The 15,707-nt window shown below is 60.4% G+C and carries 13 protein-coding genes; 7 read left to right on the top strand and 6 right to left on the bottom strand.

Annotation, left to right across the window (positions count from 1 at the left end):
* The first annotated feature begins 34 nt into the window (after positions 1-34).
* The 4 genes from Q7W83_RS26845 to Q7W83_RS26830 all read left to right on the top strand — a co-directional run bounded on the left by Q7W83_RS26845 (position 35) and on the right by Q7W83_RS26830 (position 3,565).
* Positions 35-1,060, top strand: coding sequence for a putative 2-aminoethylphosphonate ABC transporter substrate-binding protein (locus Q7W83_RS26845; RefSeq protein ID WP_123719723.1), 1,026 nt, complete (start codon positions 35-37; stop codon positions 1,058-1,060).
* A 145-nt stretch (positions 1,061-1,205) separates the two neighbouring features.
* A complete protein-coding gene (locus Q7W83_RS26840) occupies positions 1,206-2,339 on the top strand; it encodes a TIGR03364 family FAD-dependent oxidoreductase (RefSeq protein ID WP_473658021.1) in 1,134 nt (377 codons plus the stop codon).
* Entirely contained in the window at positions 2,339-2,938 is a 600-nt protein-coding gene (locus tag Q7W83_RS26835; RefSeq protein WP_473658018.1) for a phosphonate degradation HD-domain oxygenase, read from the top strand. Before Q7W83_RS26840 ends, Q7W83_RS26835 begins: the two co-directional genes overlap by 1 nt.
* A 93-nt stretch (positions 2,939-3,031) precedes the next feature.
* Entirely contained in the window at positions 3,032-3,565 is a 534-nt protein-coding gene (locus tag Q7W83_RS26830; RefSeq protein ID WP_473658016.1) for a hypothetical protein, read from the top strand.
* A 45-nt stretch (positions 3,566-3,610) separates the two neighbouring features.
* Here Q7W83_RS26830 and Q7W83_RS26825 read toward each other — a convergent pair whose 3' ends face one another.
* Together Q7W83_RS26825 and Q7W83_RS26820 are read right to left on the bottom strand one after the other, a co-directional pair.
* Entirely contained in the window at positions 3,611-4,987 is a 1,377-nt protein-coding gene (locus Q7W83_RS26825; protein ID WP_458376938.1) for a GTPase/DUF3482 domain-containing protein, read from the bottom strand.
* Positions 4,980-6,350, bottom strand: a complete 1,371-nt coding sequence (locus Q7W83_RS26820; protein WP_473658010.1) for a DUF2868 domain-containing protein — start codon at positions 6,348-6,350, stop codon at positions 4,980-4,982. The genes Q7W83_RS26825 and Q7W83_RS26820 overlap by 8 nt, the downstream gene beginning before the upstream one ends.
* Before the next feature lie 85 nt (positions 6,351-6,435).
* Here Q7W83_RS26820 and Q7W83_RS26815 point away from each other — a divergent pair, with 85 nt between their 5' ends.
* On the top strand, positions 6,436-6,948 hold the full coding sequence (locus Q7W83_RS26815) for a dihydrofolate reductase (RefSeq protein WP_473658008.1): 513 nt from the start codon (positions 6,436-6,438) through the stop codon (positions 6,946-6,948).
* A gap of 122 nt (positions 6,949-7,070) precedes the next feature.
* Here the strand turns inward: Q7W83_RS26815 and Q7W83_RS26810 are convergent, their stop codons facing one another.
* A complete protein-coding gene (locus tag Q7W83_RS26810) occupies positions 7,071-8,462 on the bottom strand; it encodes an L-cystine transporter (protein WP_150653957.1) in 1,392 nt (463 codons plus the stop codon).
* 240 nt (positions 8,463-8,702) lie between these two features.
* Here Q7W83_RS26810 and Q7W83_RS26805 point away from each other — a divergent pair, with 240 nt between their 5' ends.
* On the top strand, positions 8,703-9,758 hold the full coding sequence (locus Q7W83_RS26805; protein WP_473658004.1) for an HAD family hydrolase: 1,056 nt from the start codon (positions 8,703-8,705) through the stop codon (positions 9,756-9,758).
* A gap of 219 nt (positions 9,759-9,977) precedes the next feature.
* On the opposite strand, the gene ilvD is transcribed toward Q7W83_RS26805, so the two are convergent.
* The 3 genes from ilvD to Q7W83_RS26790 form a co-directional block, all read right to left on the bottom strand.
* Positions 9,978-11,819, bottom strand: coding sequence for a dihydroxy-acid dehydratase (gene ilvD, locus Q7W83_RS26800; RefSeq protein WP_150632750.1), 1,842 nt, complete (start codon positions 11,817-11,819; stop codon positions 9,978-9,980).
* Between the two features lie 259 nt (positions 11,820-12,078).
* Positions 12,079-13,278: an MFS transporter gene (locus Q7W83_RS26795; RefSeq protein ID WP_150632751.1), complete on the bottom strand. Its 1,200-nt coding sequence runs from the start codon at positions 13,276-13,278 to the stop codon at positions 12,079-12,081.
* A gap of 133 nt (positions 13,279-13,411) precedes the next feature.
* Positions 13,412-14,608, bottom strand: coding sequence for a class I SAM-dependent rRNA methyltransferase (locus tag Q7W83_RS26790; RefSeq protein ID WP_095052499.1), 1,197 nt, complete (start codon positions 14,606-14,608; stop codon positions 13,412-13,414).
* A 256-nt stretch (positions 14,609-14,864) separates the two neighbouring features.
* Here Q7W83_RS26790 and Q7W83_RS26785 point away from each other — a divergent pair, with 256 nt between their 5' ends.
* Positions 14,865-15,680 (top strand): HDOD domain-containing protein, encoded by an 816-nt coding sequence (locus Q7W83_RS26785; protein ID WP_191623715.1) that lies wholly within the window; start codon positions 14,865-14,867, stop codon positions 15,678-15,680.
* Positions 15,681-15,707: the final 27 nt, after the last annotated feature.

Genomic DNA, 15,707 nt, shown 5'->3' with positions numbered 1-15,707 from the left:
TCCCGCAAACCTCAACTCAAAACAGGAAAAGATCATGTTCAAGCCCCTGGCCCTGGCCGCTGCTGTCCTCACCGCTTTCAGCCTGAACGCCTTCGCGGCGAAAACCGAGTTGACGGTGTACACCGCCCTCGAAGCCGAACAACTGAAGACCTACAAAGAAGCCTTCGAAAAAGCCAACCCGGACGTCGAGATCAAGTGGGTGCGTGATTCCACCGGGATCATCACCGCCAAGCTGCTGGCCGAAAAAGCCCGCCCGCAGGCTGACGCGGTGTGGGGCCTGGCGGCATCGAGCCTGGCGATTCTCGATCAGCAAGGCATGCTGCAAAGCTACGCGCCGAAGGACCTGGGCAAGATCGGCGGCAACTACCGCGACGCCGCCAATCCTCCGGCATGGGTCGGCATGGACGTCTGGGCCGCGACCATTTGCTTCAACACCGTTGAAGCCGAGAAGCAGGGCCTGAGCAAACCGGTGAGCTGGCAGGACCTGACCAAGCCTGAGTACAAAGGCAAGATTGTCATGCCAAACCCGGCCTCGTCCGGCACCGGTTTCCTCGACGTCAGCGCCTGGCTGCAAACCTTCGGCGAGAAGCAGGGCTGGCAGTACATGGACGACCTGCACCAGAACATCGGCCAGTACGTCCACTCCGGCTCCAAGCCTTGCAAACTGGCGGCGGCGGGCGAGTTCCCGATTGGTATTTCCTTTGAATACCCGGCCGTTCAGTTGAAGCGTCAGGGCGCGCCGCTGGACATCATCCTGCCGAAAGAAGGCCTGGGCTGGGAGATCGAAGCGACGGCTGTGATCAAGGGCACACCGCATGAAGACGCGGCGAAGAAACTGGCTGACTTCTCGGCCAGCCCGGCGGCGATGGAGCTTTATAAAGAGAACTTCGCGGTGCTTGCACAGCCGGGGATTGCCAAGCCGCAGACCGAATTGCCGGCGGATTACGAGCAGCGTCTGATCAAGAACGACTTTGCCTGGGCGTCGAAGAATCGCGACGAGATCCTGACCGAGTGGCGCAAGCGCTATGACGGCAAGTCCGAGAAAGTGGCTGCCAAATAAATCTTCGTAGTCTGTAAGGACCTCATCGCTAGCAGGCTAGCTCCCACATTGGATCTTCAGTGGACACAAACTTTGTGAACACCCCCGATTTCCTGTGGGAGCTAGCCTGCTAGCGATAGCGGTCTCCCATTCAGGGAAAATCTCCATGACACACCACAACAACCTGCTGATCGTAGGCGCCGGCATCCTCGGCCTGTCCCACGCCTACGCTGCCGCCCGACGCGGCCTCAAGGTCACGGTTTTCGAACGCAGCGAAACGCCCTTGGGCGCCTCGGTGCGCAACTTCGGCCAGGCCCTCGTCACCGGCCAGCCACCAGGCCCGATGCTCGAACTGGCCAAGGCCAGCCGCGAGATCTGGGGGCAATGGGCGCAACTGGCCGGCCTGCAACTGAAACGCAACGGCTCATACCTGTTCGCCCGCACCGAAGCCGAAGAGCACCTGCTGGAAGCTTTTTGCGCCGGACGAGCCGTGGAGCACGGTTACCGCGTCGACCTGCTGCGCGGCGCCGCATTGCGTGACCTGTACGGCGGCCAGTTCAGCCATCACCGCGCCGCGTTGCACGGCATGGACGATCAACAACTGTATTCCCGCGAAGCGATACCGGCATTGATCGATTACCTGCGCCGCGAAATGAACGTCGACTTTCACTTCTCCACCCTCGTGCGCGACATCGAGCCCGGCCGCTTGCACAGCACCGCCGGCACCTTCAGCGCCGAGCAGATCATTGTGTGCTCCGGTCACGATTATCAGACCTTGCTCGCCGAGCCGATTGCCGCGCTCAACCCGCAAATCTGCCGCCTGCAAATGCTCCGCGCCCGCCCGCAGATCAACCTCAATCTGCAACATGCACTGCTTACCGGCTTGAGTTGCGTGCACTACGGCGCCTTTGCCGATCTGCCGGAAGCGGCGGCAGTGCAGGCGCAGATCCTGCGCGAAGAACCGCACCTGCACGAAAACGGCATTCACTTGCTGATCAGCCCGACGCCTTACGGCGAACTGATCATCGGCGACTCCCATCACTATGGCCGCGACCCCTCGCCATTCAACGCCGAGCAGGTGGATAACTGGATGATCGAACTGGCCGAGCAGACGTTGCGCTGCAAGGTGCAAGTGGTCGAGCGGTGGCAGGGTGTTTATGGTTCACGCGGGCCGGGACCGTTTTCATTCCTGCGGCCGATGCCGGGCGTGAGCGTGGCGCTGATGCACACCGGCGTCGGCATGAGCGTCGGCCCGGCGATGGCCGAACGCAATGTCGCAACGGTATTGGGAGAACGTTGATGGACCGCATTACGCAAGTGATCGCCGAGGTGTTCGGTTTGTATGAACGTTTTGGCGACAGCGATTACATCGGTGAGCCGGTGTCGCAGATCGAGCACATGTCCCAGGCCGCACAACTGGCCATGGCCGAAGGTTTCGATGACGAAGTAGTGCTGGCCGCGTTCTTCCATGACATCGGCCATATCTGCGCCGACAGCGCGCAGAACATGGGCGGTTTCGGCGTGGTTAGCCACGAGCGGTTGGGCGCTGATTATTTGCGTCGCGCAGGCTTCAGCGAACGCATGGCGCGGCTGGTGGAATACCACGTTCAGGCCAAGCGTTATCTGACACTCAAAACGCCTGGGTACTACGAGCGATTGAGCGAAGCCAGCCGCCGGACCCTGGTGTATCAGGGTGGGGTAATGACCGAGGCGGAGGCTGAAGCGTTCGAACAGGACCCATTGTGCGAGGTCAGTTTGCGCATGCGGCACTGGGATGAGTTGGCCAAGGAAATGTGGGTGCCGGTGATCGACCTTGAAGTGTTAAAGACAAAGGCATCGGCGCTGTTGGCCAAGTCCAGTGTTCCTTCAGCAGAGAACCCTTTTGCGGCGTGTCTTTAGCGAAAAAACCTACTTCCCGTGGCGAAGTTGAGCCATGGCTCGCGTGTTTTCGAGCGGCTAGTGTTTGAGTTTCTTTATTGTTGAGGAACACTCATGCGCTATTTGAAAGTCACCGTTCAGGATCGGATCGGCAATGGTCGGGCCGATTCTGTCCTGCTGCAGTTCTATGAATCAGCCTGTACGCCCGGTGACGATGTCCTGGTCAGCAAAGCCTTCGCACTGGATTTCGATGCCGATGGCAAAGTCGATTACAAAATGGGCGACGTCACTCACGACGGTAAGGAAAACAGCGTTGACCAACGTCTGTTGAAGACCTTCGCTAATGCTTGTCTCAGACTCAACTGGTTCAACCCCGGCGCTTCTACAAAGCGTTATTTGAAAATGTTCACAGAGGATTTCGCCGGGGATGGCAGCCCGGATACGGTGCGTTTTCACTTTCACGAAGGTACGGGAAAGCCGACAGACAAGACGCTGGCTTACACGGCGGCGGCCTACGACACCGATAACAACGGAACTCTGGACTGGTCGATCCACTTTGATATGGATAACGATGGCGATACGGATGCGACGGATCGTGAGCTGGTGTCGTTGCTGAGTGATACCTACCTGAAGTTCAAATGGAAGTGAGCGTCGGAGCCTGCTCGCGATGAGGTCCGCGCTTACACCACAGAACTAAAGCTGCTGCGCCAACACCTCAATCTGCTCCTGCCGCTCCGCCTGATTCAACTTCGCCTGCGGATTCAGTGACGACCACTGCGGATGCGCCCGAGCCTTGTTCAGGGCCTCGGGCAGTTTGCCTTCGCGCCAGGTCTTGTCCTGTGGAGTGGCGACCTGGATGCTGTCCATCGCCGCGTGCCCGCGCGCATTCAGCGCTTGCAGCAACTGGCGCTGACGCAACGCCAACAACCGCAACACACTGTCATCGACCGTCAATTCGCGTTGACCCTTGATCTTGCCCAGCAACCGGCTGCCATAACTGCGTGCGGTTTGCAGCGCGCCACCGGCAATCGCGCCGGCCAGCGCCGCTGCGCCAAGGGTCAAACCGCCGACGAGCAAATCCACCCCGGCCCCGGCCGCTGCACCCGCCGCGATACCTCCGCCGACCCGCACGCCCAGTTGCTTGAGGGTTTCCGGGTTGAACAGATCATCGCCCCAACGGCCATCGAGCAGCGGTAGATCACTGGCCGCTGCATCCTGCGGGCGGAAGGCATAGAGTTTGAGCAGGGCTTCGACGCAGCGCTGTTCCCGTTGGCGAACGGCTTTGCGCAGCTCACTGATGGCGTGCTGTTCCTGTTCAGCATCGCTGACCACGCTGCGCCGGCACGCCGCGCAATCGATCAATAATTCGGCAATCAACCGCGCCGCACTTTGCTGTCGGGCCAGGCGCTGGGCCTGTTGATCGGCGATCAATCGCTCCAGTTGCTCGCGAGAGTTTTCCAGCAACAGCGCGAGGCTTTCATAGAGCCGACGCTCGCCATCTTCCGGCGGCGCCACGCTGTCGAAACGCACCAACGCATGCAAGCCCAGACGCGCCAGCGCTTCACGCCAAGCCGGCTCTCGGTGGTTGGCACTGCTGACAAAATTCAGCACCGGCAGCAACGGTTTGCCGCAGCTGGCCAGCACTTCCAGTTCGTCGCGGTACTTGGACAGCACCGGTTCGCGGGCGTCGATCACATAGAGGCCGGCATCGCAGGTGAGCAGTTGCCGCAGCACCTTGGCTTCCTGTTCGAACCGCTGCCGGGCTTCGCTGCCTTCAAGAAAACGCGCCAGGCGCGCCGGGCCGTCGAGGCGTTCACCTGGACGCTCCAGGCGTTCGAGGTAGTCGAGCAGGGCGATGGCGTCTTCCAGTCCCGGCGTGTCGAACAGGTCGAGCAAGGGCTCGCCGTCCACTGACAACCGCGCGCCTTCGACGTGTCGCGTGGTGCTCGGGCGATGAGAGACTTCGCCGAAACCGACATCACGGGTCAACGTGCGCAGCAACGAGGTTTTGCCGACGTTGGTGTGGCCGACCACCGCGAGCTTCAACGGCGCTTTCCACGAATCAGTCATGACCGTTCTCCAGCCAGTTCAACGGCGCACAATCGGCGAAGGGCAGATTCAGTTGCTGCAACGCCATGTGCCAGTCGCCGAGGCGCTCGGAATCCAATGCTTCGCCGGGCGGCGCTTGCAGCAGCCAGACGCGGGTGGCGCTGGCGTTGCGGGCCAGTTCGGCGATCAGTGCGAGGCTGCCGCGATCCGGCGAGCGCCGTGGATCACAGGCGATGGCCAAGCGGGCTGGAGGGAAACGGCTCAACTGTTCGAGGAGTTTGTTGCGTGATTCGCGACTGTCGAGGATGCCCGCGTTGCTCACGTTTTCAGGCAGTTGTGGCGGCCATGGGCGTTGATCGTCCAGCTCGATGGCCACCAGCAACGCGCCGTCACTTTGCAGTTCGCTGACGCCGCTTTCGACGCGATGCAGATGCTCGGGCGCCTCGTCACTGATGCCCAGGCGTTCGCTGGTGGGCATCAGGCGTTCGCGCAGTTGCGCGTAACCGGGCAGGTTCAGATCCAGACGCAACATGGCGCGACCACTTTTCCAGCGCCACAGGCACAACAGCGCCAGAAGCAGGCGCGGCACAATGCCGTAAACCACCAGCACGCCGACCAACCACGTCGCCCAGGCCTGACGGGCACTTTCGATGTTCAGCGCGGCGTCGCCACTGGCGCGGATCATTTCAACCGTTGGCACGTTGAAGCCCAGCAGCGCCGGCAGGGCGCCGAGCGCCTGGGTCATGGCGACAAACGTGTCGCCACCGAGGAGGGTGGTTTCCCAGACGAAGCCGTAGCGCCGGGTCGCCATGAGCATCAGCAGAATCACCAAGGCGCTGAGCATTGCCAGCAACCACAAGCCATTGACCAGCACGCCAAGCGCCCAGCGATTGAGTTTGCGTCGTTGCAGCAACAACAGCAGGGCGGGCGCCAGTTGCGCGGCTTTGGCGTCGCGGGCGAGTTTTTCGCTGAGCCACAACCACAAGCGTCCCAGCGTTGCGCCATGTTCGCCGGCAAACACCAGGCCCAGCGCCCAACTCAGCAATAGAATCAGGTTCAGCCCGAGCAAACTGCCCAAGGCCCAGAAAACATTGACCGGGGGTTGTCCGTCACCCAGCGCGGCAAACGCCAGCCCGGCGCCGCTGACCACAGCCAGCACGGCCAACACCAGCAGCGCCAGTCGCGCGCCTTGCAGCCAATGTCTGAGGGCTTCGGTCAGTCCATCGCGCTGGGCCAGCCACAAGGCCCGGCGCGAAATCCGTGTCGGCAGGTCGCCACCTGCGGCACGAGCCAGTCGGTTGGCTTCCAGATCATCCAGAGGGCCGGCGTGTTCTTCGCGCAGGCGAATGGTTTCCGTCAGCCAGAGGTTATTCAGTTCAGTCACGCGGCATCCCGTCGCTCAATTGAGCTGTGAGCATAACCGCTGTGGCGCTTATCGGGGTACGGGAGGCTCTGGTATCCTCGCCGACATGACTAAATCACTCCCCCTCAGCCTGATCGCAGCCCTCGGTGAAAACCGTGTGATCGGCGTCGACAACAGCATGCCCTGGCACTTGCCGGGGGACTTCAAATACTTCAAGGCCACCACCTTGGGCAAGCCGATCATCATGGGTCGCAAGACCTGGGATTCCCTCGGTCGTCCGCTGCCGGGCCGGTTGAACATCGTGGTCAGCCGTCAGGCGGATCTGGTGCTGGACGGCGCGGAGGTTTATCCGTCGCTGGAGGCTGCGGTGGTTCGCGCTGAAGAATGGGCGAAAGAGCAGGGCGTCGATGAGTTGATGCTGATTGGCGGCGCGCAGTTGTATGCGCAGGGGTTGGCGCAAGCGGATCGGTTGTACCTGACGCGCGTGGCGTTGAGCCCGGAAGGGGATGCGTGGTTTCCAGAGTTTGATTTGGACCAGTGGAAGTTGGTGTCGAATGTGCCGAATCCGGCCGAAGGCGACAAACCAGGGTACAACTTCGAAGTCTGGGAAAAAGTCTAAAAGCATCGCCAGCAGGCTGGCTCCCACAGTGGGTTTGAGGTGAAACACAGATCGTGTGAACACCCAAAATCCCTGTGGGAGCCAGCCTGCTGGCGATGAGGCCAGATCAGACGCTAAAGGATTTAAGCGTGCGCCAACTCCGAATGCTCATCCGCATCCAGCAGTTCTTTATCCGTCTGCTGCATGATCTGGCTGGTCATCGCCCCGGCCGTGATCGAACCACTCACGTTCAACGCCGTCCGACCCATATCAATCAGCGGCTCCACCGAAATCAGCAACGCCACCAGTGACACCGGCAAGCCCATCGCCGGCAACACGATCAGCGCTGCAAATGTCGCGCCACCACCGACACCGGCCACACCCGCCGAACTCAGCGTCACAATCGCCACCAGCGTTGCGATCCACAGCGGGTCCAGCGGATTGATGCCCACGGTCGGCGCGACCATCACCGCCAACATCGCCGGGTACAGGCCGGCACAGCCGTTCTGGCCAATGGTCGCGCCGAACGAAGCGGCGAAACTGGCGATGGACTGCGGAATACCCAGGCGACTGGTTTGCGCTTCGATGCTCAGCGGAATCGTCGCCGCACTCGAACGGCTGGTGAAGGCAAACGTCAGCACCGGCCAGATCTTGCGGAAGAAGCGCAGCGGGTTGATCCCGGCCGCCGAGACCAGCACGCCGTGGACCACAAACATCAAGCCCAGGCCGATGTAGGACACCACGACAAAACTGCCGAGCTTGATGATGTCTTGCAGGTTGGAACCGGCGACCACTTTGGTCATCAGCGCCAACACGCCGTACGGGGTCAGCTTCATCACCAGACGCACCAGGCGCATCACCCAGGCTTGCAAGGTGTCGATGGCGTTGATCACTTTCTGACCTTTCTCGACATCATCTTTCAGCAGTTGCAGCGCGGCGACCCCGAGGAACGCGGCGAAAATCACCACGCTGATGATCGATGTCGGCTTGGCGCGTGCCAGGTCGGCAAACGGGTTTTGCGGGATGAACGACAGCAGCAACTGCGGCACATTCAGGTCGGCAACCTTGCCGGCATAGTCGGTCTGAATGGTTTGCAGACGGGCCATTTCCTGCGTGCCGGCCACCAGTCCTTCAGCGGTGAGACCGAACAGGTTGGTCAAACCGATACCGATCAGCGCCGCGATGGCGGTGGTGAACAGCAGCGTGCCAATGGTCAGGAAGCTGATCTTGCCCAGCGACGAAGCGTTGTGCAGACGCGCCACGGCGCTGAGGATCGAGGCGAACACCAGCGGGATCACGATCATTTGCAGCAACTGCACGTAACCGTTGCCCACCAGATCGAACCAGCCGATCGAGGCTTTCAGCACCGGGTTGCCGGCACCGTAAATCGTGTGCAATGCGACACCGAACACAACGCCCAGCACCAAAGCGAGCAGGACTTTTTTCGCCAGGCTCCACGTCGTGTGACGGGTTTGTGCGAGTGCGACGAGCAGGGCGAGGAACACCAGCAGGTTGAGAATCAGCGGCAGATTCATTGGAACTCCCATTAGACATGTGCCAACTGCCTTCCGGGGCAGCTGCGAACCGGTAAGCCTAACAGCTTGATTTCCAATGAATTAATATCAAAAAAGTCTGATAACTGTCGTTTTTGGAATAAGCGGGTGTCGCTGTCAGGGATGCAGCTGACGCGAAGGGGACGTGTGCGGTCGCTGACAGACGAGGACTGTCACAGTTATTTGTTAGCGTCGATATCTTTGAATCAGGGAGGTTTGACGATGAGATTCGCACCGAAATTTTTAGTTGCAGCACTTTGCCTAGGGCTTGCCGGCCAAACCCTCGCCACGGACTTGAAGCATTGGCCAGCCGATCAGGCCAAGGCGCTGGACGCGATGATCGCGGCCAACGCCAACAAGGGTAACTACGCGGTGTTCGACATGGACAACACCAGTTACCGCTACGACCTTGAAGAGTCGTTGCTGCCGTTCATGGAGAACAAGGGCCTGATTACCCGCGAGAAACTCGACCCCTCCCTGAAACTGATGCCGTTCAAGGACACCGCCGACCATAAGGAAAGCCTGTTCAGTTACTACTACCGCCTCTGCGAAGTCGACGACATGGTTTGCTATCCATGGGTCGCCCAGGTGTTCTCCGGTTTCACGCTCCAGGAGCTCAAGGGCTATGTCGACGAGTTGATGGCCTCCGGCAAACCGGTGCCGGCGACTTATTACGAAGGCGACGTGGTCAAGAAGCTCGACGTCAACCCACCGAAAATCTTCACCGGCCAGCAAGAGCTCTACAACAAGCTGATGGAGAACGGCATCGAGGTCTACGTGATGACCGCCGCTTCCGAAGAACTGGTGCGTATGGTCGCGGCCGATCCGAAGTACGGCTACAACGTCAAACCGCAGAATGTGATCGGTGTGAGCCTGCTGCTCAAGGATCAACAGTCCGGCGAGCTGACCACCGCGCGCAAACAGATCACCGCTGGCAAGTATGACGAGAAGGCCAACCTCGGCCTCGAACTGACTCCGTACCTGTGGACTCCGGCGACCTGGATGGCCGGCAAGCACGCGGCGATCCTGACCTACATCGATGAGTGGAAAAAACCGGTACTGGTGGGCGGTGATACACCAACCAGCGACGGTTACATGCTCTTCCACAGCGTTGACGTGGCCAAGGGCGGCATCCACTTGTGGATCAACCGCAAGGAGAAATACATGACCCAGATTAACGGCATGATGGCCAAACACGCTGCGGCTCAAGCCAAGGAAGGGTTGCCGGTGACGGCGGACAAGAACTGGGTGGTCGTCACACCGGCGGAAATCCAGTAAGACCGAGTCGCTCACATAGGATAGGTGTAAGGTCACAATATTGTGATCGACACAAATCCCATGTGGGAGCGAGCCTGCTCGCGATAGCGTCGGGTCAGTCGGTATCAATGTTGGATGTGACGGCCCCTTCGCGAGCAGGCTCGCTCCCACAGTAGGCCGAGTTGGCTGCAAAAAAATGCCCCGCACTTGGCGGGGCATTTTTATGGCGGCGACTAAGGCTTACAGCCCGTCAAGCATCGCCTTGTTACGCACAGCACCCTTGTCGGCGCTGGTCGCCAGCAGGGCGTAGGCCTTCAGTGCGGTGGTCACCTTGCGTGGACGTTTTTCCACAGGCTTCCAGCCTTTCTGGTCCTGCTCGGCACGGCGCCCGGCCAATTCTTCATCGCTGACCAACAGATTGATCGAGCGGTTCGGAATGTCGATCAGCACTTTGTCGCCGTCCTGCACCAGACCAATCGCGCCGCCGGCAGCGGCCTCGGGCGAAGCGTGGCCGATGGACAGGCCCGAAGTGCCGCCGGAGAAGCGACCGTCGGTGAGCAGGGCGCAGGCTTTGCCCAGACCTTTGGATTTCAGATACGACGTCGGGTACAGCATTTCCTGCATGCCCGGGCCGCCTTTCGGGCCTTCGTAACGGATGATCACGATGTCGCCGGCCTTCACTTCGTCCGCGAGGATGCCGCGCACGGCGCTGTCCTGGCTTTCGAAGATCTTCGCGTTGCCTTCGAACACGTGGATCGACTCGTCGACGCCGGCGGTTTTCACCACGCAGCCGTCCAGCGCGATGTTGCCGTAGAGAACGGCCAGGCCGCCTTCTTTCGAGTAAGCGTGTTCGACACTGCGGATGCAGCCGTTTTCACGGTCGTCGTCCAGGGTTTCCCAGCGGGTCGACTGGCTGAACGCGGTTTGCGTCGGGATGCCTGCCGGGCCAGCCTTGAAGAAGTGATGTACGGCTTCATCGTCGGTCTGGGTGATGTCCCATTTGGCGATGCCTTCGGCCAGGGTCTTGCTGTGCACGGTCGGCAGGTCGGTGTGCAGCAGGCCGCCACGGGACAGCGAGCCGAGGATGCTGAAGATCCCGCCAGCGCGGTGCACGTCTTCCATGTGGTACTTCTGGATGTTCGGCGCGACTTTGCACAGTTGCGGCACGTGACGGGAGAGGCGGTCGATGTCGCGCAGGTCGAAATCGATCTCGGCTTCCTGGGCGGCGGCCAGCAAGTGCAGGATGGTGTTGGTGGAACCGCCCATGGCGATGTCCAGGGTCATGGCGTTTTCGAACGCCTTGAAGTTGGCGATGTTGCGCGGCAATACCGACTCATCGTTCTCGCCGTAGTAACGCTTGCACAGCTCGACGATGGTGCGGCCGGCCTGGAGGAACAGCTGCTCGCGGTCGCTGTGGGTGGCGAGGGTCGAACCGTTGCCCGGCAAGGCCAGGCCCAGGGCTTCAACCAGGCAGTTCATCGAGTTGGCGGTGAACATGCCGGAGCACGAACCGCAGGTCGGGCAGGCGCTGCGCTCGTACTCGGCGACTTTCTCGTCAGAAGCGCTGGAGTCGGCGGCGATCACCATGGCGTCGACGAGGTCGAGACCGTGGCTGGCCAGTTTGGTCTTGCCGGCTTCCATCGGGCCGCCGGACACGAAGATCACCGGGATGTTCAGGCGCAGGGCGGCCATCAGCATGCCTGGGGTGATCTTGTCGCAGTTGGAGATGCAGACGATGGCGTCGGCGCAGTGGGCGTTGACCATGTATTCGACGGAGTCGGCGATGATCTCGCGGCTCGGCAGCGAATACAGCATGCCGTCGTGGCCCATGGCGATGCCGTCATCGACAGCGATGGTGTTGAATTCTTTCGCTACACCGCCGGCGCGTTCGATTTCGCGGGCGACCAGTTGGCCCAGGTCCTTGAGGTGGACGTGGCCCGGTACGAACTGGGTGAACGAGTTGGCTATGGCGATGATCGGCTTTTTGAAGTCGTCATCTTTCATCCCCGTGGCGCGCCACAGTGCGCGGGCACCGGCCATGTTGCGGCCGTGGGTGGATGTTTTCGAGCGGTAATCAGGCATGAAGCACTCCGGGCGGCTAATTCAGGTATCAAAAGGGAAGTGAGCTTCTATTGACGTCTGGAACACTCAGAAATGGCCGTGTGTCCGGAAGTTGCCGATAACTTTGCGGGATCGCCGCGCGCTTCAGCTTGAGCTCATAAACCCGCCGGGGGATGACTGGCGATGAATGTCGCGATTCTACACGGCTGGCGTCAGGAGGGAATGCCGGGAAACGCTGATCCTGCCTCAGTGGCGCGCGCGGGATGACGACCGGCGTGTATCAACTCGCGTTCAGCGCCAGATTGCGCTGCATGATCAGCGCGTTCAGACCCAGACCTGTGGCGCTCAGGACCAGGAAGCACAAGGCGAGTGCGGTGGTGAGATCCTCGGAGGCGAGATTGATCACCACACTGATCACCCCGCCGCAGAGGAAGATCATCACGCCGCCGACCGATGAGGACGTACCGGCATCCTGTGGATAAAGGGTCATGGCTTTGGAATTGGCGATAGGCCGGGCAATGGTGGTGCCGGCCGTGCAAATGAGCATGGGGATCAGCACCGCCGCCGCAGTGAGCCCGAACTGATTGGCCAGCCACAGCATGACCAGCCCCGACAGGGCGATCAGCCCCAGGCCGATCACGATCTGCGAGTTGGCCGGCAGGCGCCGATGCAGCGCGCTGGCGACTATCCCGCCGAACACATAAGCCACGCCATACAGCAACAATGTCCAGGCGAATTCGTAGGGCGTGAGTGCCAGGCGCTCCATGAAAATGATCGGCGACATGACGATGAATGAAAAATGGCAGGCGAAGGCCAGGCCGGAAATAAGCCAGTAACCCATGAAGCGTACGTCGGCACACAGCCGCCAATAGGCACTGAAAAAGCGAGCGGGCGCCGCCGTATGACTGCGCGGCGTTTCCTTGAGCAAGACGCCAGCCTTTGTCCAGACAATGGCGGCTAACGCGATAAAGACATAAAAGCTGCCCTCCCAGCCCAGGTGCATTTGCAGCCAGGTTCCGAGCAGCGGCGATATGGAAATGAACACCCCGCCGCCGGTCGTCATCCAGATCCTGATTCGCTCCTGTTGCTTGCCGACGAACAAATCCTGAATCAAGGCCTGCGACAGCACAAAGGAACCGCAACCCACGGCCTGAATGACGCGAAACACCAGGAACCAACTGTAATCGCTGGAAAGCAGGCAACCGGTTGCACCCACCATCGAGATGGCGATACCGGTCAGCAAAAGGTTCTTGCGCCCCCACCTATCCGACAGCGGCCCGACCAGCACCACCGATAGCCCAAGGCCAATGGCAAACAGGCTGACTGAAAGGGCAATGTCGGACGCGGAGGTACGGAAGTAGTCAGAGAGCGCGGGAAAGGAGGGGAGCACGACGTCCAGCGGGAAAACACCCAGCAGCGTCATCGTCATCAATAGCAGGATGAGCGACGATTTTTTCGCGGTATGCGTGGAAGGGTTCATCAACAACGCTCTCGATCCGTGAGGGGTGGCCGAGAGTTGACCTGATGGACATGGAAGTCAATGCGGGGTGTGTAGGACTGTTCTGAAACTGTTGCAGGGGCGAGCTGACTCGCTCCTGCAAGCAGTGAGCGGTTTAGCTGTTTGGCAGCAACCGGCAAGTAATGCTCTTGATGTAACGCGTTTCAGCAATCGCCGGATGCACCGGATGATCCGGACCCTGGCCGCCGCGTTCCAGCATCTGGATGTTGCGATCCAGGTGACGGGCGCTGGTCAGCAGGATGTTTTGCAGATCGTCTTCCGGCAGGTGCATCGAGCACGAAGCGCTGACCAGGATGCCGTCCTTGCTGAGCAGGCGCATGGCTTGCTCGTTCAGGCGACGGTAGGCGCCTTCACCGTTTTTCATGTCTTTCTTGCGTTTGATGAACGCCGGCGGGTCGGCCACGATCACGTCGAAACGTTCTTCGCTGGCTTTCAGCTCTTTCAGGGCTTCGAAGACGTCGCCTTCGATGCAGGTCATTTTTTCGGCGACACCGTTCAGCGCGGCGTTGCGCTCTACGCCATCGAGGGCGAAGGCCGAAGCATCGACGCAGAACACTTCACTGGCACCGAACGCGGCCGCTTGCACGCCCCAGCCACCGATGTAGCTGTAGAGGTCGAGCACGCGTTTGCCTTTGGCGTAAGGGGCCAGGCGTGCGCGGTTCATGCGGTGGTCGTAGAACCAGCCGGTTTTCTGGCCCTGGATGACCGGCGCTTCGAATTTCACGCCGTTCTCTTCCAGCGCCACCCACTCTGGCACCAGGCCGAACACGGTTTCGACGTAGCGGTTGAGGCCTTCGGCATCGCGAGCCGCGGAGTCGTTCTTGAACAGAATGCCGCTTGGCTTGAGCACTTGGGTCAGCGCCGCGATCACGTCGTCTTTATGGGCTTCCATAGTCGCCGACGCGATCTGCACCACCAGGATGTCGCCGAAACGGTCGACCACCAGGCCTGGCAGCAGGTCGGAGTCGCCGTAGACCAGGCGATAGAACGGCTTGTCGAACAGGCGATCACGCAGGGACAGGGCGACGTTCAGACGATGCACCAGCAGCGATTTGTCCAGCGGCAACTTGATGTCGCGCGACAGCAGGCGGGCGCAGATCAGGTTGTTCGGGCTCATGGCGACGATGCCCAGCGGCTTGCCGCCGGCAGCTTCGAGGATCGCCTGGTCGCCGGCCTTGAAACCGTGCAAAGGGGTCGCCGCTACATCGATTTCGTTGCTGTAGACCCACAAGTGACCGTTTCGCAGGCGACGGTCGGCGTTGGCTTTGAGGCGCAGGCTAGGCAGGGACATGACGTCGCTCCGGAAAAAAGAGCGGGAGTATAGCGTGTTGAGGGTGACGACGGGTTTGAAGGCGATGAAACACTGATGACCTGCTCGCGTAAGCGATTTCAAATGCAACGCCGACATGAAACTTTGGCCGATGTTGCCCGCCAGTGTGTCGGATCCAACTTTATAAAGGTTAGAATCGGCGCCTGTCCCAGAGTGTGTACTTATGTCCCAAGAGCTGACCACCGAACAGATCCAACAGTCCCTGCAAGGCATCAGCGTGCCGGCCCAGCCGCAGATCATGGTGGATTTGCAGATGGAGCAGTACATGCCCGACCCGGATCTGGAGGTCATCGCCAAGCTGATCTCCCAGGACCCGGGACTCTCTGGTTCCCTGCTGAAAATCGTCAACTCGCCGTATTACGGCCTGAGCAACAAGATCGCCTCGATCCAGCGTGCGGTGAATCTGCTGGGTAGCCGTTCGATCATCAACCTGATCAACGCGCAGTCGATCAAGGGTGAAATGAACGATGACACCATCGTCACCCTGAACCGTTTCTGGGACACCGCGCAGGATGTGGCGATGACTTGCCTGACCCTGGCCAAGCGCATCGGCGTCCAGGCGGGGGATGAAGCGTACGCCTTGGGCCTGTTCCACGACTGCGGCGTGCCGCTGATGCTTCAGCGATTCCCGGACTACATGACCACGCTGGAAGAAGCCTACGCCAGCGCCAGTGCCGAATGCCGGGTAGTGGACACAGAAAATCGGGTGTTCAATACCAACCATGCGGTGGTGGGTTATTACACGGCCAAATCCTGGCGCCTGCCGGAGCACGTGAGCACCGCGATCGCCAACCACCACAACGCGCTGGCGATTTTCAGCGATGAGTCATCGCGCAACAGCCAGCTGAAAAACCTGTTGGCGATCCTGAAAATGGCCGAGCACATTTGTGCGTCCTACCGGGTTCTGGGCAACCAGAATGATGACCATGAATGGAACACCATCGCGCCGCTGGTGCTCGATTACGTCGGCCTCTCGGACTACGACTTCGAAACCCTCAAACAAACGATTCGCGACCTCGGCACTCACCGCTGAGTGTCGTCAGAGCCTGATTCGAGAGCG

The sequence above is a fragment of the Pseudomonas sp. 300 genome, from assembly GCF_055803035.1.
Note: the sequence above shows the minus strand (reverse complement) of the source record. Positions and strands in the feature narration are given on the sequence as shown.

Excerpts from the sequence above, each read along its gene's own strand:
- Q7W83_RS26845 (WP_123719723.1), top strand. The coding sequence starts at position 35 with ATGTTCAAGCCCCTGGCCCTGGCCGCTGCTGTCCTCACCGCTTTCAGC.
- Q7W83_RS26840 (WP_473658021.1), top strand. The coding sequence starts at position 1,206 with ATGACACACCACAACAACCTGCTGATCGTAGGCGCCGGCATCCTCGGC.
- Q7W83_RS26835 (WP_473658018.1), top strand. The coding sequence starts at position 2,339 with ATGGACCGCATTACGCAAGTGATCGCCGAGGTGTTCGGTTTGTATGAA.
- Q7W83_RS26830 (WP_473658016.1), top strand. The coding sequence starts at position 3,032 with ATGCGCTATTTGAAAGTCACCGTTCAGGATCGGATCGGCAATGGTCGG.
- Q7W83_RS26825 (WP_458376938.1), bottom strand. The coding sequence starts at position 4,987 with ATGACTGATTCGTGGAAAGCGCCGTTGAAGCTCGCGGTGGTCGGCCAC.
- Q7W83_RS26815 (WP_473658008.1), top strand. The coding sequence starts at position 6,436 with ATGACTAAATCACTCCCCCTCAGCCTGATCGCAGCCCTCGGTGAAAAC.
- Q7W83_RS26810 (WP_150653957.1), bottom strand. The coding sequence starts at position 8,462 with ATGAATCTGCCGCTGATTCTCAACCTGCTGGTGTTCCTCGCCCTGCTC.
- Q7W83_RS26805 (WP_473658004.1), top strand. The coding sequence starts at position 8,703 with ATGAGATTCGCACCGAAATTTTTAGTTGCAGCACTTTGCCTAGGGCTT.
- ilvD (WP_150632750.1), bottom strand. The coding sequence starts at position 11,819 with ATGCCTGATTACCGCTCGAAAACATCCACCCACGGCCGCAACATGGCC.
- Q7W83_RS26795 (WP_150632751.1), bottom strand. The coding sequence starts at position 13,278 with ATGAACCCTTCCACGCATACCGCGAAAAAATCGTCGCTCATCCTGCTA.
- Q7W83_RS26790 (WP_095052499.1), bottom strand. The coding sequence starts at position 14,608 with ATGTCCCTGCCTAGCCTGCGCCTCAAAGCCAACGCCGACCGTCGCCTG.